Consider the following 13,954-nt stretch of genomic DNA (forward strand, 5'->3'; position numbering starts at 1 on the left):
GCAACATTTCGGGCCGTTCACGTGCGGTTTCTGCCCAAACCCGGCGCGCTATCGGTGACCTGGATGGTCGTCGCGCCGCCGGCCGGGCGGGCGGCGCGAGCTGCGAGTGGTCGCTCCGCTGCGGCCACCGAGCCGGGCTGCCGAGTCCGGCCAGCGAGTCCGGCGACCAGTCCGGTCGTGCCGGCGGTCGAGTGCTCGACGACCGGACCGGTGCACCCACCCGGCTGGGCCGTGACCGCATTGCGGTTTGGACCCAAACCGCACGAATTCGGGCCGGTTGGCTGCGGTTGTTGCCCAATTCCGTCGGCGTTGGAGGCTGTCGGCGGCCCGGCGACCGACACCTGCACTCCGACGAGCGGCGGACCGGACAACCGTGGAGCTGTACGTCGGAGCCCGGCTCGGCGCCGCGCTGAGCGTTGCGGTTTGGTCCCAAACCGCAACATCTCGGCCTCAGAACTAGCGGTTTCTGCCCAATCCCACCCGCACCGGTCCACCTGAAACCGCTCCCGGGACGTCACGGCGCCACTGGCCGTAGACCTCGAGCTCGCCCCGGCTGCGGACCAGGCAGTCCGGCCGGGTCACCCCGCCTGAGCGTCGTCCACGACCTCGGCGTCGACGGCGAGGTCGAAGTCGAAGGTGAGCTCGTCGCGGTCGAGATCGGCGAGGGCGGCGAACTCGCTGGAGGTCAGCGCCTTGGGTGTCTCCTCGATCTCGCTCGGGGCGGGGATGGTGGCGATGGGGTCGGCGGCGTTGAGCTTGCGGGCGGCGGGGAGGACGGAGCGCTCGAGGGAGCCGGTGAAGGTGTTGAAGTCCTTGACGCTGCGCTGGATCGAGCGGCCGAGCTTGTCGACGTGCTCGGAGAGCTTGAGGATGCGGCGGTAGAGGACCTGGCCGAGCTCGAAGAGGACCTGGGCGTCCTCGGTGAGCGCCTCCTGCTTCCAGGTGAAGGCGACGGTCTTGAGCATGCCCCACAGGTTGGTGGGGGTGGCCAGGACGATGCCCTGCTTGAAGGCGTGCTCCATCAGCGAGGGGTCGACCTCGAGGGCGGCGTTGAGCAGCTGCTCGTTGGGGATGAAGGCGACGGTGAACTCGGGGCTGATCGCGAGGCCGGTCCAGTAGCCCTTCTGGGCGAGGGTGTCGACGTGGCCGCGGACCTTGCGGGCGTGGTCCTCGAGGAGGCGCTGGCGCACCTCGGGGTCGAGGCCCTCGCGCTGGGCGTCCATGAACGCGTTGTAGGGGACCTTGGCGTCGATGGCCATCTGCTTGCCGCCGGGCAGGTTGATCACCATGTCGGGGCGACGAGCGCCCGAGTCGGCCTCGACGGAGTGCTGCAGCTCGAAGTCGACCCGGTTGAGCAGGCCGGCGGTCTCGACGAGGGTGCGCAGCTGGGTCTCACCCCAGGCGCCGCGGACGGCGTTGTTCTTGAGCACCGAGGCGAGGGTGTCGGCGGCCTTGCGCGAGTCCTCGACCGAGCGCTGGGTGTGCTTGATCTGGGTGGCGAGCTCGGTGTGCTGGCGCACCCGGGCCTTCTCGAGCTCGTCGACCTTGAGCTGCATCGAGCGGAGGTGCTCGACCACCGGGGTGAGCGTCTTGAGGACCTGGGTCTGGCCGGCCTCGCCGCGCTCGCGCTCCTGCTGGGCCTGGCGCTGCTGCTCGACGAGGGTGCGGTAGCGGGCGCGGGCGTCGTCGACGGCGTCGCGGAGCTCGTCGACGGTGGCCAGGGCGCCGGTCAGCTCGGCCTGGACCGCGGCGCGGGCGGCGGCCTCCTCGGCGCGGGCCTCGGCGGTGGCCGACTCGCCCTGGAGCCGGACTCGCTCGATCTCGTGGCGCAGCTCGGCGAGGGCGGTCTCGTGACGCGCCGCGACCACCTCCGGAGCCTCGCCCGGAGCGGCCGGGAGAGTGGCCTGGCGCACCATCCAGCCGACTCCCGAGCCGAGCAGGAGACCGAGGAGGAGAGCGAGGAGGATGGCCATGGAGTCAGTCAAACAGGAGGGTCCGACGGAAAGGGGGAGGGGCACGCCGCCGCGCCGCTCCTTCCGCTGAGCGAAAGGCCAATCTTGTGGCTCAGGTCACGTCCCTCCTAGCGTCGGGGCATGACCGATCATGTCGTCCTCGTCCACGGTGCCTGGCACGGAGCCTGGTGCTGGGAGCCCGTGATCCCGCACCTCGAGCAGCACGGGCTCACCGTCCACACCGTCGACCTGCCGAGCTCCGGCTCGGGAGGCACCCTCGCCGACGATGCGGAAGCGGTCCGCGCGGCCGTCGCAGCGGTCGGTGACCAGGTCGTGCTCGTCGGTCACTCGTACGGTGGCATGGCGATCTCCGAGGCGTCCGCCGGAGCGGCGACGGTCGACCACCTCGTCTACGTCACCGCGTTCCTGCTGCCCGCGGGCCTCTCGCTCCTCGACGCCGTCGGCGGCACCGCGCCGCCCTGGTGGATCGTCGACGAGAACGCCGGCACGGTCGGCGTCACCGACCCGGTCGCGGTCTTCTTCGAGGACGTCGACGAGCCGACCCGGAACGCCGCGGTCGCGCGCCTCTCGCCGCAGTCCCTCGCCTCGTTCCAGGGCCGGCTGACCGGGGCCGGCTGGACGGAGCATCCGTCGACGTACGTCGTCGGCGAGGTCGACGCGGCGATCCCGCCCGTCGCTCAGGAGGCCATGTCCGCGTCGGCGGGGACGGTGCGCCGCCTCGCGACGGGCCACTCGCCGTTCCTGGTCCGCCCCGCCGAGCTGGCCGAGCTGATCGCCGAGGCAGCGGGCCGAGGCGGAGCTCAGGCGTAGCGGACGGTTCGCTCGCCCTTGGTCCAGCCGTAGAGCGCGAGCCCGCCGGCCTCGGCGAGGCGGACGGAGAGCCCGGTGGGGGCGCCGACGGCGACGAGGGCACCGATGCCGCTGGCGATCGCCTTCTGGACCAGCTCGAACCCGGCCCGGCCGCTGACGACCAGCACCGCCTCCGCCGACGGCTCGCCGGCGAGGATCCGCGCGCCGACCACCTTGTCGACGGCGTTGTGCCGGCCCACGTCCTCGCGTACGGCGACCAGGACGCCGTCGACGGTGAACAGCCCCGCCGCGTGCGCGCTGCCCGTGCGCTCGAAGAGCTGCTGGTGCGGCCGCATCAGGTCGGGCAGCCGGCGGACCAGCTCGGGGGAGGGGAGGGGGCCCGACCACGGCAGCGACGGCCGGCGGGCGAGCACCTCGTCGACCTCGTCGGTGCCGCAGACACCACAGGCGGCGGACCCGGCGCTGAGCGCGTCGAGCTGGCTCGGCACCCGGTCCGGAACGGAGTCGAGGGTGAGCGTGACGACGTTGAACTCCTGCTCGGGCCGCAGCTCGACGTCGGTGCAGTAGGCGACGCCCGCGGGTCGGCCGAGTCCCTCGTGGTAGACCCATCCGGCCGCGAGCTCGAAGTCGCTGCCGGGCGTGCGCAGCGTCGTCCACACCCGGCGCGCGGGCGCCCCCGGCCAGGCCAGCCGGATCTCCAGCGGCTCCTCGGTGAGCAGCCGGTCCTCGTGGCGTCGTACGTCGTCGCCGCGGTGCTCCTCGACCCGCAGCCGGGTCGTCGGTCCGGGGCGTCGCGCCTTCACACCGGTCACCTCACGGCCCGCCGGCGGCGCAGCTCGTCGAGCCGGTCGGTCAGCCGGCGGCGTACGGCGCCCGGGAGGTCCTGCTCCAGTGCGGCGACGGCCGCTCCCTCGGTGGCGTCGTCGAGGTGCGTGATCGGGAAGTACGCCTCGACGACGTCGCCCTGCACCCAGCCCTGGTGGGCGCCGATGATCGTGGCGAGCTGCTCGAAGTAGGCGGTGGCGAACGGAGCCGTGATGTCGAGCTGACCTGCCTGCCACAGTCCGTGGCCGGCGGCCTTGACCTCGTAGTTGGGCACCGAGACCTCGCCGGTGGCCCGGGCCCAGGCGAACTCCTTGGCCTCGGCGGTCGGCAGCGAGGAGACCGCTCGCGCGTGGTGGACCGTCGCCGCGCCGCTGCGCTCCGCGGCCAGCGCGGCGTCGAGCGCCGCCCGGTCGGTGGCACCGATCTCGGCCAGCCGGCGCCGCGCCTTCCAGCGCAGGTCGCTGTCGGCGACGATCCCCTCGGGCAGGTCCTCGCCCGCGGCCCAGCGCTCCAGCTCGCCCGCGTCCTCGGCCGACAGCACCGTCGCGCGGAAGGCCGAGAGCTGCAGCTCGGAGCCGGGGGCCGCGGCGCCGGCGGCTCGGCGCACGGCGGCGTGGTAGCGCTGCGTCGTCCCGGCCGGAGCGAGCGGCAGCACCGTCTCGAGCACCCAGGGCAGCAGGTTGCGCGCGCCGTCGGACGTGTCCTCGACGGGCGGCGCGGTGGCGAGCAGCTCGGCCACCTGGGCGGGGGTGATCGCGCCCTCGAACATCCCCAGTCGGACGCTGTTCCACATGGTCGCACGCAGCTGCGGGTCGACCATCGCGGGCGCGAGGGCGGGCAGCGCCGCCATCGTCACGGCGTCGGGCGGGCAGACCGCCCAGGTGGACTCGACGGCGTCGAGCAGCACCGGCGCGTCGCCGGCGTCGAGCGGCGTGGCCGGCCCGTCGACGACGAAGGGACGCTGGGTCCAGCCGTCGGGTCCGTGGATGGCCACGACCAGGTCGTGGCGACGGTCGGCCGGGTACGCCGCCGGCGACGTACGACGGACCACCCCGGCCGAGCGGTCCAGGTCGAGCCGGTCGGCACCCGGGGTGAGCAGCCAGTCCTTGACGAAGCCGTCGAGGCTGGCACCGCCGGCGGCCCGCTCCCAGCTCGCGAACAGGTCGTGCATGGTCGCGTTGCCGAACCGGTGCAGCTCGAAGTGCTCCCGCACGCCGCCGAGGAACGCCTCGTCGCCGAGTCGGCGGGCGAGCTGGCGCAGCACGTTGGAGCCGCGGGCATAGGAGATGCCGTCGAAGTTCTGGAGCGCCGACAGCGCGTCGGGCGCGGCGTTGCCGGCGACCGGGTGCGTCGTGGGGCGCTGGTCGGCGGTGATGCCCCACGTACGCCGGGCGTAGGAGTCGTGGAGCGGTCCGTCGGCGTACTCCGTGGCGTCGGTGATGACGCGCAGTCCCATGTACTCGGCGAAGGACTCGTTGAGCCACAGGTCGTCCCACCACTGCGGTGTCACGATGTTGCCGAACCACTGGTGCGCCATCTCGTGGGCGATGATGTTGGCCCGGAAGCTGCGGTCGGCCCGGGTGCTCGCGCCCTCGAACAGCAGCGGGTCGCGCAGCGTGATGCAGCCGGGGTTCTCCATGGCCCCGGCGTTGAACTCCGGCACGAACGCCTGGTGGTAGTCGCCGAAGGGGTAGCGGATGCCGAAGAGCCGGTGCAGCTCGTCGAAGGACTGCCGGGTCAGGGTCAGCAGCTCCTCGGCCTCGCGGTCCAGGGTCGCGGCGAGGCTCTGGCGCGAGCTCAGGCCGAGCGGGATGCCGTCGTGCTCGTCGCGGATCAGGTGGTAGGGCCCGGCGACGACGGTGACGAAGTACGTCGCCAACGGCTGCGTCGGCCCCAGCGCCCACTGCTTCGCCGCACCGTCGCCGCCCACCTCGACGGCCGGGGCGTTGCCGACGACCAGCCAGTCCGCGGGCGCGGTGACCCGCAGGGAGTAGGGCGCCTTGAGGTCCGGCTGGTCGAAGCAGGCGAACACCGAGGGGGCGGCGTCCATGAAGGACATCCCGTAGACGTAGGCATTCCCGTCGACCGGGTCGACGGACCGGTGCAGGCCCTCCCCGTCGTTGCGGAAGCCCATGGTGGCCTCGACCACGAGCTCGTGCTCGCCGGCGGCGAGGTCGAGGCCGAGCCGGGCGTCCCCGAGCCCCTCGACGTCGAGCGGCCGTCCGTCGAGCCGAACGGCGTGCAGGGCCCGCGGCTTGACGTCGACGAAGGTCTGCGCGCGCTCGCTGCGGAACCGGATCGTGGTCAGCGACCGGAAGGTCTCCTCGCTCGACGACAGGTCCAGCTCGACGTCGTACGACGTCACGGAGAGCACGCTCGCGCGGTGCTCGGCTTCGGCGCGGGTCAGGCTCATCCGGCCAGCCTAGAACCCGTCCCGGCAGGCCGTCCGATGTGGGAGGGTTCGGGCCATGCGTCCGTGGACCCAGGTGCCGCCCCAGCCGGGCCGGCGGTTCGTCATCACCGGCTCCAACGGCGGCCTCGGCCTCGAGACCGCGCGGATCCTCGGCTCACGCGGTGCCGAGATCGTGATGGCGTGCCGCAGCGCCGAGAAGGCCGAGGCGGCCGCGCGGACCGTGCCGGGATACGACAAGGGGCGGGTCGAGGTGCGCCAGGTCGACGTGAGCTCACTGGAGTCGGTCCGGGCCTTCGCTAAGGAGCTGGAGGCCGACGGGCGGCCGGTCGACGTGCTGGTCAACAACGCCGGCGTGCTCGGCGTACCGCACTCGGTCACGCCGGAGGGCGTCGAGCTGCACTTCGCCACCAACTATCTCGGGCACTTCCTGCTGACCCGCCTGCTGCTGCCGCTGCTCACCGACCGCGTGGTCGTGGTCAGCTCCCGCGAGCACCGCTCCGGCGCGATCGACCTCGACGACCTCGGCTGGGAGCGGCGGCCCTACCGTCCCTTCCAGGCGTACGGCGACTCCAAGCTGGCCGACCTGCTCTTCATGCGCGAGCTGGACCGCCGGCTTCGAGCGGAGGGCTCGCCGCTGCGCGCTGTCGCCGCCCACCCGGGCGCCTCGGCGACCAAGATCACCGGCGGCTCGGGCCATCCCGTGATCACCGCGATCGGCTACTACGGGCAGAAGCTCGTCGGGATGCCGGCCTGGCGCGGGGCGCTGTGCACGGTCTACGCGGCGACGATGGACGTGCCGGGCGGGACCTACATCGGCCCCCACGGGCGCACCGAGCTGTGGGGCTGGCCCGCGCCGGCGCGGATGTCGCGGAAGGCCGACGACACCGCGCTGGCGCAGGCGCTGTGGGAGCGCTCGGTGGCGCTCAGCCGATCTTGATGCTCTCGAAGGTGACCGGCGTGTTCGGGCGGCCACCGCCGCTCTGCGCCCAGTAGCCGTCGTTGCCGCTGGCGGTCGCCTTCTTCAGCGTGGCGATCGAGGCGGCGTCGAGGTGACCCCAGACCGTGTAGTTCGGCGGGAACTGCGAGTCGCCGAACACGATGAAGAACTGGCCGCCGCCGCTGTGCGGCTGGCCGGTGTTGGCCATGGCGAGGGTGCCGGCCGGGTAGGTCTCGGTGCCGTCGACCTCGTCGGGGATGGTGTAGCCGGGGCCGCCCGTTCCGGTCTTGGGGTCGGCGTCGGTCGCCTTCGGGTCGAAGAACGGATCGCCGCACTGCAGGAACTCGAAGCCCGGGTCGTTGCCCTGGCGGTGGCACGAGGTGTTGTCGTAGTAGCCCTGCTTGACCAGCGAGACGAACGACTCGACGGTGCACGGCGCCTTCGCGGCGTCGAGGGTGACGGTGAGCTCGCCGATCGACGTGGTGAACACGGCCTTGACGTCGCTGGTGTACTCCGGCGTGGTGGGCGGGAGGTCGACCGGACGGGCGGGGTCGCCCTCCTCGACCCAGTCGCACTGCCCGGCGGCGTCCGGCGTGCCGGCGGTGGTGGTCTCGGCCGCGGTCGGGGTGGACGGCGAGTCGGCCTTCTCCGGGTCGCTGGCGGTGTCGTCGCCGCAGGCGGAGAGGGAGGCGAGCAGCAGCAGGGCCGGAACTCCGGCGAGCAGGCGAGAGCGCATGGGGCGCATCGTACGCAGCCGACCTGAGCACACCGGGGTGCGTCCAGGGCGTACGTTGACGGCATGGACCTGGGCATCCACTACGCGAGCTTCAGCCACCCCGAGTGGGACCGCCGGCTGGCCGACCGACTCGCCGGCACCGTCCGGATCGCCGACGAGGGCGGCATCTCCCTGTTCACCGTGATGGACCACTACTTCCAGATGGAGATGTCCGGCGGGCCGGGCGAGCCGATGCTGGAGGGCTACACCACGCTCGGCTACCTCGCGGGCCGCACCGAGCGGATCCGCCTGGGCCTGATGGTCACCGGCGTGACGTACCGGCACCCCGGCCTCCTGGCCAAGATCGTGACGACGCTGGACGTCCTGTCCGGGGGCCGCGCGTGGCTCGGGATCGGCGCCGCCTGGTACGAGCGGGAGCATGCCGGGCTGGGCGTGCCGTACCCACCCGTGGGGGAGCGGTTCGACCGGCTGGAGGAGACGCTGCGGATCTGCGCGCAGATGTGGAGCGACGACGACGGTCCCTTCGAGGGCGAGCACTACCGGCTGGCGGAGACGATCTGCGTCCCCCGACCGGTCCACGGCCGGGTGCCGGTCCTCGTCGGCGGGTCGGGGGAGCGCCGCACGCTGCGGCTGGTCGCGGAGTACGCCGACGCCTGCAATCTGTTCACGGGGGAGGGCCCGGCCGGGGTGGCCGCCAAGCTCGACGTGCTCCGCCGCCACTGCGACGACGTCGACCGGGACTACGACGAGATCCGCAAGACCATCTTGTGGTTCGGCGATCCGGTCGCCGAACCCGACCGGTTCGCCCGTGAGATGGAGGAGTACGCCGGCCTCGGCGTCTCGCTCGCGGCGGTGATGCCGCCGACCGACGATCCGGAGGGCTGGGCCGCGGCCCTGGTGGAGCAGGCGCTGCCCCGGGTCTGACCTCGGCGGCCGGGAGGTGCGGCCCCCGGTGACCGTGACAGGGTGAGGACATGGACGACGACGCACTCCTGATCGACCGCCAGCCGCTCCCGGCCGGCGTACCCGATCGTCTGGCGGCACAGCTGCGCTTCCTCGCCGAGGCCGACAAGCTGAAGACGATCCTGCGCGCCTCGCCGCTGGCGGCCGCGGACCGCCGCGAGAACGACGCCGAGCACTCCTGGCATCTCGCCCTGATGGTCGTCCTGCTCGCGGAGTACGCCGAGGAGCCGATCGACGTCGGTCACACGATCCGGCTCGTCGTCGTCCACGACCTGGTCGAGATCTACGCGGGCGACAGCCCGGTGTTCGTCCCGGGTGCGGCCGACGACCAGCAGGAGCGCGAGATCGCCGCCGCCGAGCGGCTGTTCGGGCTGCTGCCACCGGACCAGGCCGCGTCGATGCGGGCGCTCTGGGACGAGTTCGAGGCCGGCGTCACGCCGGAGGCGCGCTTCGGCAAGGCGATGGACCGGCTCGAGCCGATGCTGCTCAACTGGCTCAACGGCGGCGGCACCTGGGGGATGCCCGGCGCCTCCGAGGCCACCGTCCGCGCCCGCGAGGCCGGGGTCGTCGCCGCCTCGACCACGCTCGGCGCCGTCACCTCGCTCCTCGTCGACGAAGGACTGCGCCGCGGCTGGATCCGGCCATGACCACCCCCGAGCGCTGGACCGCCGCCACCGTCCACCCCGACATGTGGCTCGACGCCGCCGAGGACCCCCGCGAGCGCGAGGGACCCCCGGCCGCAGGGGAGCGCGCCACCCTCGAGGAGTACCTCCACGACTACCGGCTCACCCTGCGCCTCAAGTGCGACGGCCTCGACCCCGGGCAGCTCGCCCGGCGCTCCGTACCCCCGTCGACGATGTCGCTCCTCGGCCTGGTCCGCCATCTCGCCGAGGTCGAGCGCGACTGGCGCAACTGGATCACCACCGGCCCCGAGCTGCCCGGCCTCTACGGCGAGCCCGACGGCGACTTCGACGGCGCCGTGGGGGAGGCCGCCGTCGTCGACGCGGCCTGGGCCGACCTCGCCCGCGAGCAGGAGGCCACCGACGCCATCCTGACAGCCTTCCTCGACACCGGCGCGGACCCGTCCGCGGCGCTCGGACGCTCGCAGGTCGTCGTACGGGACCTGATGGTGCATCGGATCGAGGAGTACGCGCGGCACTGTGGTCACGCGGACCTGCTCCGGGAGTGCGTCGACGGACGGGTGGGGCAGTGAGCTGATGAGCAAGGTGCGGATCCGCTACGCCTCCTGCTGCGCGGCCGTCGTCCGCGGTCGCGAGGGGGCCTGGCTCGGACCGGCCGGCTCCACAATGCGCGGTGAGTGCGGGTGAGTGCCCTCAGCCCTTCGTTGCGGCCTCGGCTTCTGCGGTCAGGTTCTTGAAGTCGTAGCCCTTCCAGCTGCTCATCTCGCCCCCGGGCTCGGTCTCGAACGAGATCGCTCGAGGAAGGGTGCCCCTCACCACCATCGCGTCCTGAGCGATGCCGGGTGCTGGTTCGACCGCGACCTGGGGTCCGGGGTGGACGGCCCAGCGTTCGCCCATCACGACTACCCGCGTCGTGGTGGGCAGCGCCTTGGCGAAGGCCGCGAGATCGGTGATGGTCGTCGGGGCGCCCGCTTCGCGGGTGGACTGGCCATTCTCGTCGACTTCTTCGATGCCTCGGCTGAGCGCGACATAGACGTACTCGTCATCACGGGTGCTCGGCGGTCGACGAAAGGTGTGGACGACCTTCACCCGCACGAGAGCGAACCGCTCCCGGATGTCCGGGTACCCGAGTCCCGACTCGGACTCGAGCACCGTCGGGCCTTCCTCTACCCCGTCGATAGTCCCGGCGACGGCGACCTCGATGCCAGGAACCGTCAGGAGGGCCCGAGGTGATCGGAACATCTCGGCGTCGACCGTGCCGGCGGCGGTGAGGACCGAGAGGTCGACGTGGGAGGCTCGACCCGACGGCGAGGACCTACCGGAGTCGTTGGTCGCGTCGTCCGTGGCGCACCCGGCGAGCAGTGCCGCAGCCAGCAGCGCGACGAGAAGCCCACTGGGTCGTCGGGCCTGCACGTGGTCCGACGTGCGTTCGCAGTCATCGTCATGGCTCTCTCACCACCAGCTCCGTACGTGGGCGAGGTGATGGGCGCCGTAGGTGCGTGTCCACGCTTCGCCGCCCGCCTGGTAGCCCGAGATCATGCAGGTGATGGCGGGTCGGGGGACGTGTAGTACGGATCGCCGTTCCCATAGTGGGCCATGCCGGCAGTGTGGCCGATCTCGTGGCAGACCTTCTTTCGGACTGCGTTGGTGGTGGAACCGCCATCACGAGGCTGCTGACAATCCAGCCGCCGCTGGCTCCGGACCACGACCATGCCGTCTGCGGTGTCGATAGGACACGGACTGCGACAACCCCGGTCAGGCATCGGGGGAGTCAGGTGACGCCGGGGAGAGCGCCACTCTGTCGCGAGAGGGGTCGCTCGACCTTCACGACTGGACGCGCTGCGTATCAACTTCGCACCTGTTGAGCCGATCTGACGTGCTGCGAGGCCGCAGGCTCGGTCACACACTCAGGGCACAGCCGTCGGGTCGTCGATCGCGTACGCTGAGGCGAAACCTCACCGGAACGCGCCACGTCACGGCGCTACAGATGACTCGATCTGAATCTCGCGGAATGCCGTTGCGGCCCCGCACGTCCAGGACTGCGAACGGCGAATGGGCGCAGTCGTATCTCAGCTCATGGGAGCACCTCGTGAAGCGGGCCGAGGCTGGCGTTGCCTCTCACCTCACTGGCTGTCCGCAATGTGACGGCGACGAGGGGCGCGAGGCCCGGGACCAACTTGAGGCACTGATCGTTCGCGGTGGCCGCAGAGGAGAGCGCCTTCGCCGGTTGGTCGCTCCGATGGATGATCGGTTCATGCAAGCCACTACGTCCGACCCGCTCGCGGCGACTGGTGGCCGGTGGTGGTGGCGTCGGCATCTCGACTGATTGGCCTGGAGCCCAGAGCGCCCGATGTTGAGCGATGCCATGCTTGGTCGCATGCAGGAATGGCAGCCTGACCTCAACGTGAAGGTGCCCGAGTGGCTCGCCGCGGGCGTTCGGGTTCGGCACTCGACCTTCGGTGACGGGACGGTCGGCAGGGTTGGGACCTACAAGGACGTGCCAAGCGTCTGGATCGACTTCGACGGAGGGGAGACGAAGGCTCTTGCTCTTGAGTTCGGGCTGGCGCACCTGACCCCGGCCCCTCGCTCAATACGACGGCGGTGGTTTGGCGGCAACGGTGGATGAGGTGCGCGGTGAAGACGTCCAGCACGGGCGCGAACGCCCGCTGGCCGAGCGAAAGCCCTCATCAACGCCATGGAGGAGGGCTACGTTTGCGATTTGTTGCCCGAGAGCTACGTGATCACACAGTACGGCCGGGAACGGGACTTCCCACCTTTGACGCTTGAGGACGCCCGGGAGGTATTTGGTCGCCTGGCCGCTGACGGCCTGGTCGGCACGTACGTACTCAACCAAGATGGCGAACTCCTGGGTGACGCAGCGATCCCATCCGTTGCCGACGACGAGGTGTGGACGAGGCCGGCGAGTGGCGGCTTGTGCCTGTACCTGACGGAAGCTGGCGTCGCGGCGGTCGGACTGGAGCGAAAGCCGTGATGGCAGAGAGCATCGGCGCAACTGGCTGATCGCCAAGCGGAGGTCCGGCTCCCCGGTAGGGAGTGCGATCCGTGTCCCATACGCAGACTACGGAATGACATAATGTCACTTATCGGCGCTTTCCCCACGGACTGATCTGGGCCCGGTCGCAGTGGATGCGCCTGTGGCTGGGACGCGCAGTGCCAAACCCGGTCGACGTCGGACCGGCCGACGACAACAGTCGTTGTCGCAGAAGCGCCGTCCTGTCTTGGCGACCACGATCGTCGTCGCAGAGGTTCTGCGATTCGAAGGTTCACTCGACTTGGTCTCCCCTACGAGGACGCCGTGGCTCGCTTCCTCCCCAGAGGCCGCCTTCGGTAGGTCGTCCTGATTCCTCGGCGAATCGGCCCACTCGGCTCCACCTGACATAACCAGCACAGCGCATGCTCAGCCCACGACGATGTCGAGTCGCTCGATCCGTTCGCCGTCGAGCAGGAACCGGTAGTCCAGGTCCGCGGTCCCGCCCGGAAAGTCGCCCTCGAGGTGGTGGCCGACCACCCAGGTCTCCCCGTCGCGACGTACGCCGGTGAGCCGGGTCGTGTAGTTGAACTCGGCCCCGGCCTCGGTGACGAAGCGCCGGAGCGACTCCTCGCCGCTGAACGACTCTCCGACGTCGGAGATCAAGGCCGTGGGCGTCAGCAGGGACAGGGCGGCGTCGGCGTCGCGGGCCTCCTGGGCGTCGAGGTAGGCGCGGATCGTGGCGGGCAGCTGCTCGATGTGGGTGTGGGTGTCCATGTGGTCGAGCGTCGCGACTCGGGCGCGGCGAGAGTCAAGGATTGGAGTCTCCCCCAGGGAGAGAGTCCACACTGCATCCATGTTGGCGATCGGTGAGTTCTCGCGGCTGACCCACCTCAGCATCCGTACCCTGCGCCGCTATCACGAGGCAGGACTGCTCGAGCCGGAGCTGGTCGACGCGTCCAGCGGCTACCGCTACTACTCGGGTGACCAGATCCCGACGGCGCAGGTGATCCAGAGGCTGCGCGAGCTGAACGTCCCCCTCGCCGACGTCCGGCGCATCCTGCGCTCCACCGATCCCGGCGAGCGGGCGGCACTGGCCGCCGAGCACCTCGAGCGTCTGGAGTCCGAGTTGGTGCGCACCCGCGTGGCGGTCAGCTCGTTGCGCAGGCTGCTGGCGCCGGAGCCGGCGCCGCTGCGGGTCGAGCTGCGCGCGGAGCCCGCGGTCACGGTTGCCGCGGTCGAGGACGAGGTGAGCGCCGGCGACGTCGATGCGTGGTTCGCCGGGGCGATGGCCGAGCTGGACGCCGCTCTCGGGCCGGCGGCCGACGCGGGACCGGCCGGCGGCCTCTACGACAACGAGCTCTTCGAGAGCGGACGCGGACGGCTGCTGCTCTATCGACCCGCCCCGGAGCCGCCCACGCGTGGACGGGTCCGCCCGGTCCGGCTGCCCGCCGTCGAGCTCGCCGTGACTACGCACGAGGGCGAGCACGACGGCGTCGACGTGACCTACGGTCAGCTCGGCTCCTGGGTCGTCGACAACGCGTTGACCGTCGCCGGGCCGGTTCGGGAGCGCTACCTGGTCGGCCCCCGGGACACCGATGACAGCACCGCGTGGCGCACCGAGATCGGATGGCCGGTCTTCCGGGTGACCACCGACCTGGCGTGAC

14 protein-coding genes are annotated in these 13,954 nt (G+C 71.5%); 8 read left to right on the top strand and 6 right to left on the bottom strand.

The features are described 5' to 3' along the window. Positions 1 to 578: 578 nt before the first annotated feature. Positions 579 to 1,973, bottom strand: a complete 1,395-nt coding sequence (locus JOD66_RS26810; protein WP_204839817.1) for a DNA recombination protein RmuC — start codon at positions 1,971 to 1,973, stop codon at positions 579 to 581. 120 nt (positions 1,974 to 2,093) lie between these two features. Here JOD66_RS26810 and JOD66_RS26815 point away from each other — a divergent pair, with 120 nt between their 5' ends. Then, positions 2,094 to 2,783, top strand: a complete 690-nt coding sequence (locus JOD66_RS26815) for an alpha/beta fold hydrolase (protein ID WP_204839818.1) — start codon at positions 2,094 to 2,096, stop codon at positions 2,781 to 2,783. Here JOD66_RS26815 and JOD66_RS26820 read toward each other — a convergent pair. After that, positions 2,774 to 3,586: a formate dehydrogenase accessory sulfurtransferase FdhD gene (locus JOD66_RS26820; RefSeq protein ID WP_204839819.1), complete on the bottom strand. Its 813-nt coding sequence runs from the start codon at positions 3,584 to 3,586 to the stop codon at positions 2,774 to 2,776. The genes JOD66_RS26815 and JOD66_RS26820 overlap by 10 nt on opposite strands. 5 nt (positions 3,587 to 3,591) lie before the next feature. Further along, positions 3,592 to 6,021, bottom strand: a complete 2,430-nt coding sequence (gene pepN / locus JOD66_RS26825; protein WP_204839820.1) for an aminopeptidase N — start codon at positions 6,019 to 6,021, stop codon at positions 3,592 to 3,594. Positions 6,022 to 6,076: 55 nt separating this feature from the next. Here pepN and JOD66_RS26830 point away from each other — a divergent pair, with 55 nt between their 5' ends. Beyond that, positions 6,077 to 6,958, top strand: a complete 882-nt coding sequence (locus tag JOD66_RS26830; RefSeq protein WP_204839821.1) for an oxidoreductase — start codon at positions 6,077 to 6,079, stop codon at positions 6,956 to 6,958. Here the strand turns inward: JOD66_RS26830 and JOD66_RS26835 are convergent. After that, on the bottom strand, positions 6,945 to 7,694 hold the full coding sequence (locus tag JOD66_RS26835) for a peptidylprolyl isomerase (RefSeq protein ID WP_204839822.1): 750 nt from the start codon (positions 7,692 to 7,694) through the stop codon (positions 6,945 to 6,947). The two genes, JOD66_RS26830 and JOD66_RS26835, sit on opposite strands and share 14 nt — an antisense overlap. Before the next feature lie 63 nt (positions 7,695 to 7,757). Between JOD66_RS26835 and JOD66_RS26840 the strand changes: the two genes are divergently transcribed. Genes JOD66_RS26840 through JOD66_RS26850 form a run of 3 tightly spaced genes read left to right on the top strand, consistent with a single transcriptional unit; the run spans position 7,758 to position 9,870 of the window. Next, positions 7,758 to 8,618 (top strand): LLM class F420-dependent oxidoreductase, encoded by an 861-nt coding sequence (locus tag JOD66_RS26840; RefSeq protein ID WP_204839823.1) that lies wholly within the window; start codon positions 7,758 to 7,760, stop codon positions 8,616 to 8,618. 50 nt (positions 8,619 to 8,668) lie between these two features. Continuing rightward, the gene (locus JOD66_RS26845) at positions 8,669 to 9,304 is read left to right on the top strand and encodes an HD domain-containing protein (protein ID WP_204839824.1); all 636 of its coding nucleotides are present in this window, start codon (positions 8,669 to 8,671) and stop codon (positions 9,302 to 9,304) included. Then, positions 9,301 to 9,870 carry a mycothiol transferase gene (locus JOD66_RS26850; RefSeq protein WP_204839825.1) on the top strand — a complete coding sequence of 190 codons (570 nt, stop codon included), beginning with the start codon at positions 9,301 to 9,303 and terminating at the stop codon, positions 9,868 to 9,870. Before JOD66_RS26845 ends, JOD66_RS26850 begins: the two co-directional genes overlap by 4 nt. A 121-nt stretch (positions 9,871 to 9,991) precedes the next feature. Here the strand turns inward: JOD66_RS26850 and JOD66_RS26855 are convergent, their stop codons facing one another. Further along, a complete protein-coding gene (locus tag JOD66_RS26855) occupies positions 9,992 to 10,450 on the bottom strand; it encodes a hypothetical protein (protein WP_204839826.1) in 459 nt (152 codons plus the stop codon). A 1,225-nt stretch (positions 10,451 to 11,675) separates the two neighbouring features. Between JOD66_RS26855 and JOD66_RS26860 the strand changes: the two genes are divergently transcribed. Together JOD66_RS26860 and JOD66_RS26865 are read left to right on the top strand one after the other, a co-directional pair. Next, positions 11,676 to 11,924, top strand: a complete 249-nt coding sequence (locus JOD66_RS26860; RefSeq protein WP_204839827.1) for a hypothetical protein — start codon at positions 11,676 to 11,678, stop codon at positions 11,922 to 11,924. Positions 11,925 to 11,993: 69 nt separating this feature from the next. Continuing rightward, positions 11,994 to 12,290 (top strand): hypothetical protein, encoded by a 297-nt coding sequence (locus JOD66_RS26865; RefSeq protein WP_204839828.1) that lies wholly within the window; start codon positions 11,994 to 11,996, stop codon positions 12,288 to 12,290. A 426-nt stretch (positions 12,291 to 12,716) separates the two neighbouring features. Here the strand turns inward: JOD66_RS26865 and JOD66_RS26870 are convergent, their stop codons facing one another. Continuing rightward, positions 12,717 to 13,064, bottom strand: coding sequence for a nuclear transport factor 2 family protein (locus JOD66_RS26870; protein ID WP_204839829.1), 348 nt, complete (start codon positions 13,062 to 13,064; stop codon positions 12,717 to 12,719). Positions 13,065 to 13,143: 79 nt separating this feature from the next. On the opposite strand from JOD66_RS26870, the gene JOD66_RS26875 reads away from it, so the two are divergent. Continuing rightward, positions 13,144 to 13,953: a MerR family transcriptional regulator gene (locus JOD66_RS26875; RefSeq protein WP_204839830.1), complete on the top strand. Its 810-nt coding sequence runs from the start codon at positions 13,144 to 13,146 to the stop codon at positions 13,951 to 13,953. Position 13,954: the final 1 nt, after the last annotated feature.

It is taken from the genome of Nocardioides nitrophenolicus (genome assembly GCF_016907515.1).
Lineage (GTDB): Bacteria > Actinomycetota > Actinomycetes > Propionibacteriales > Nocardioidaceae > Nocardioides > Nocardioides nitrophenolicus.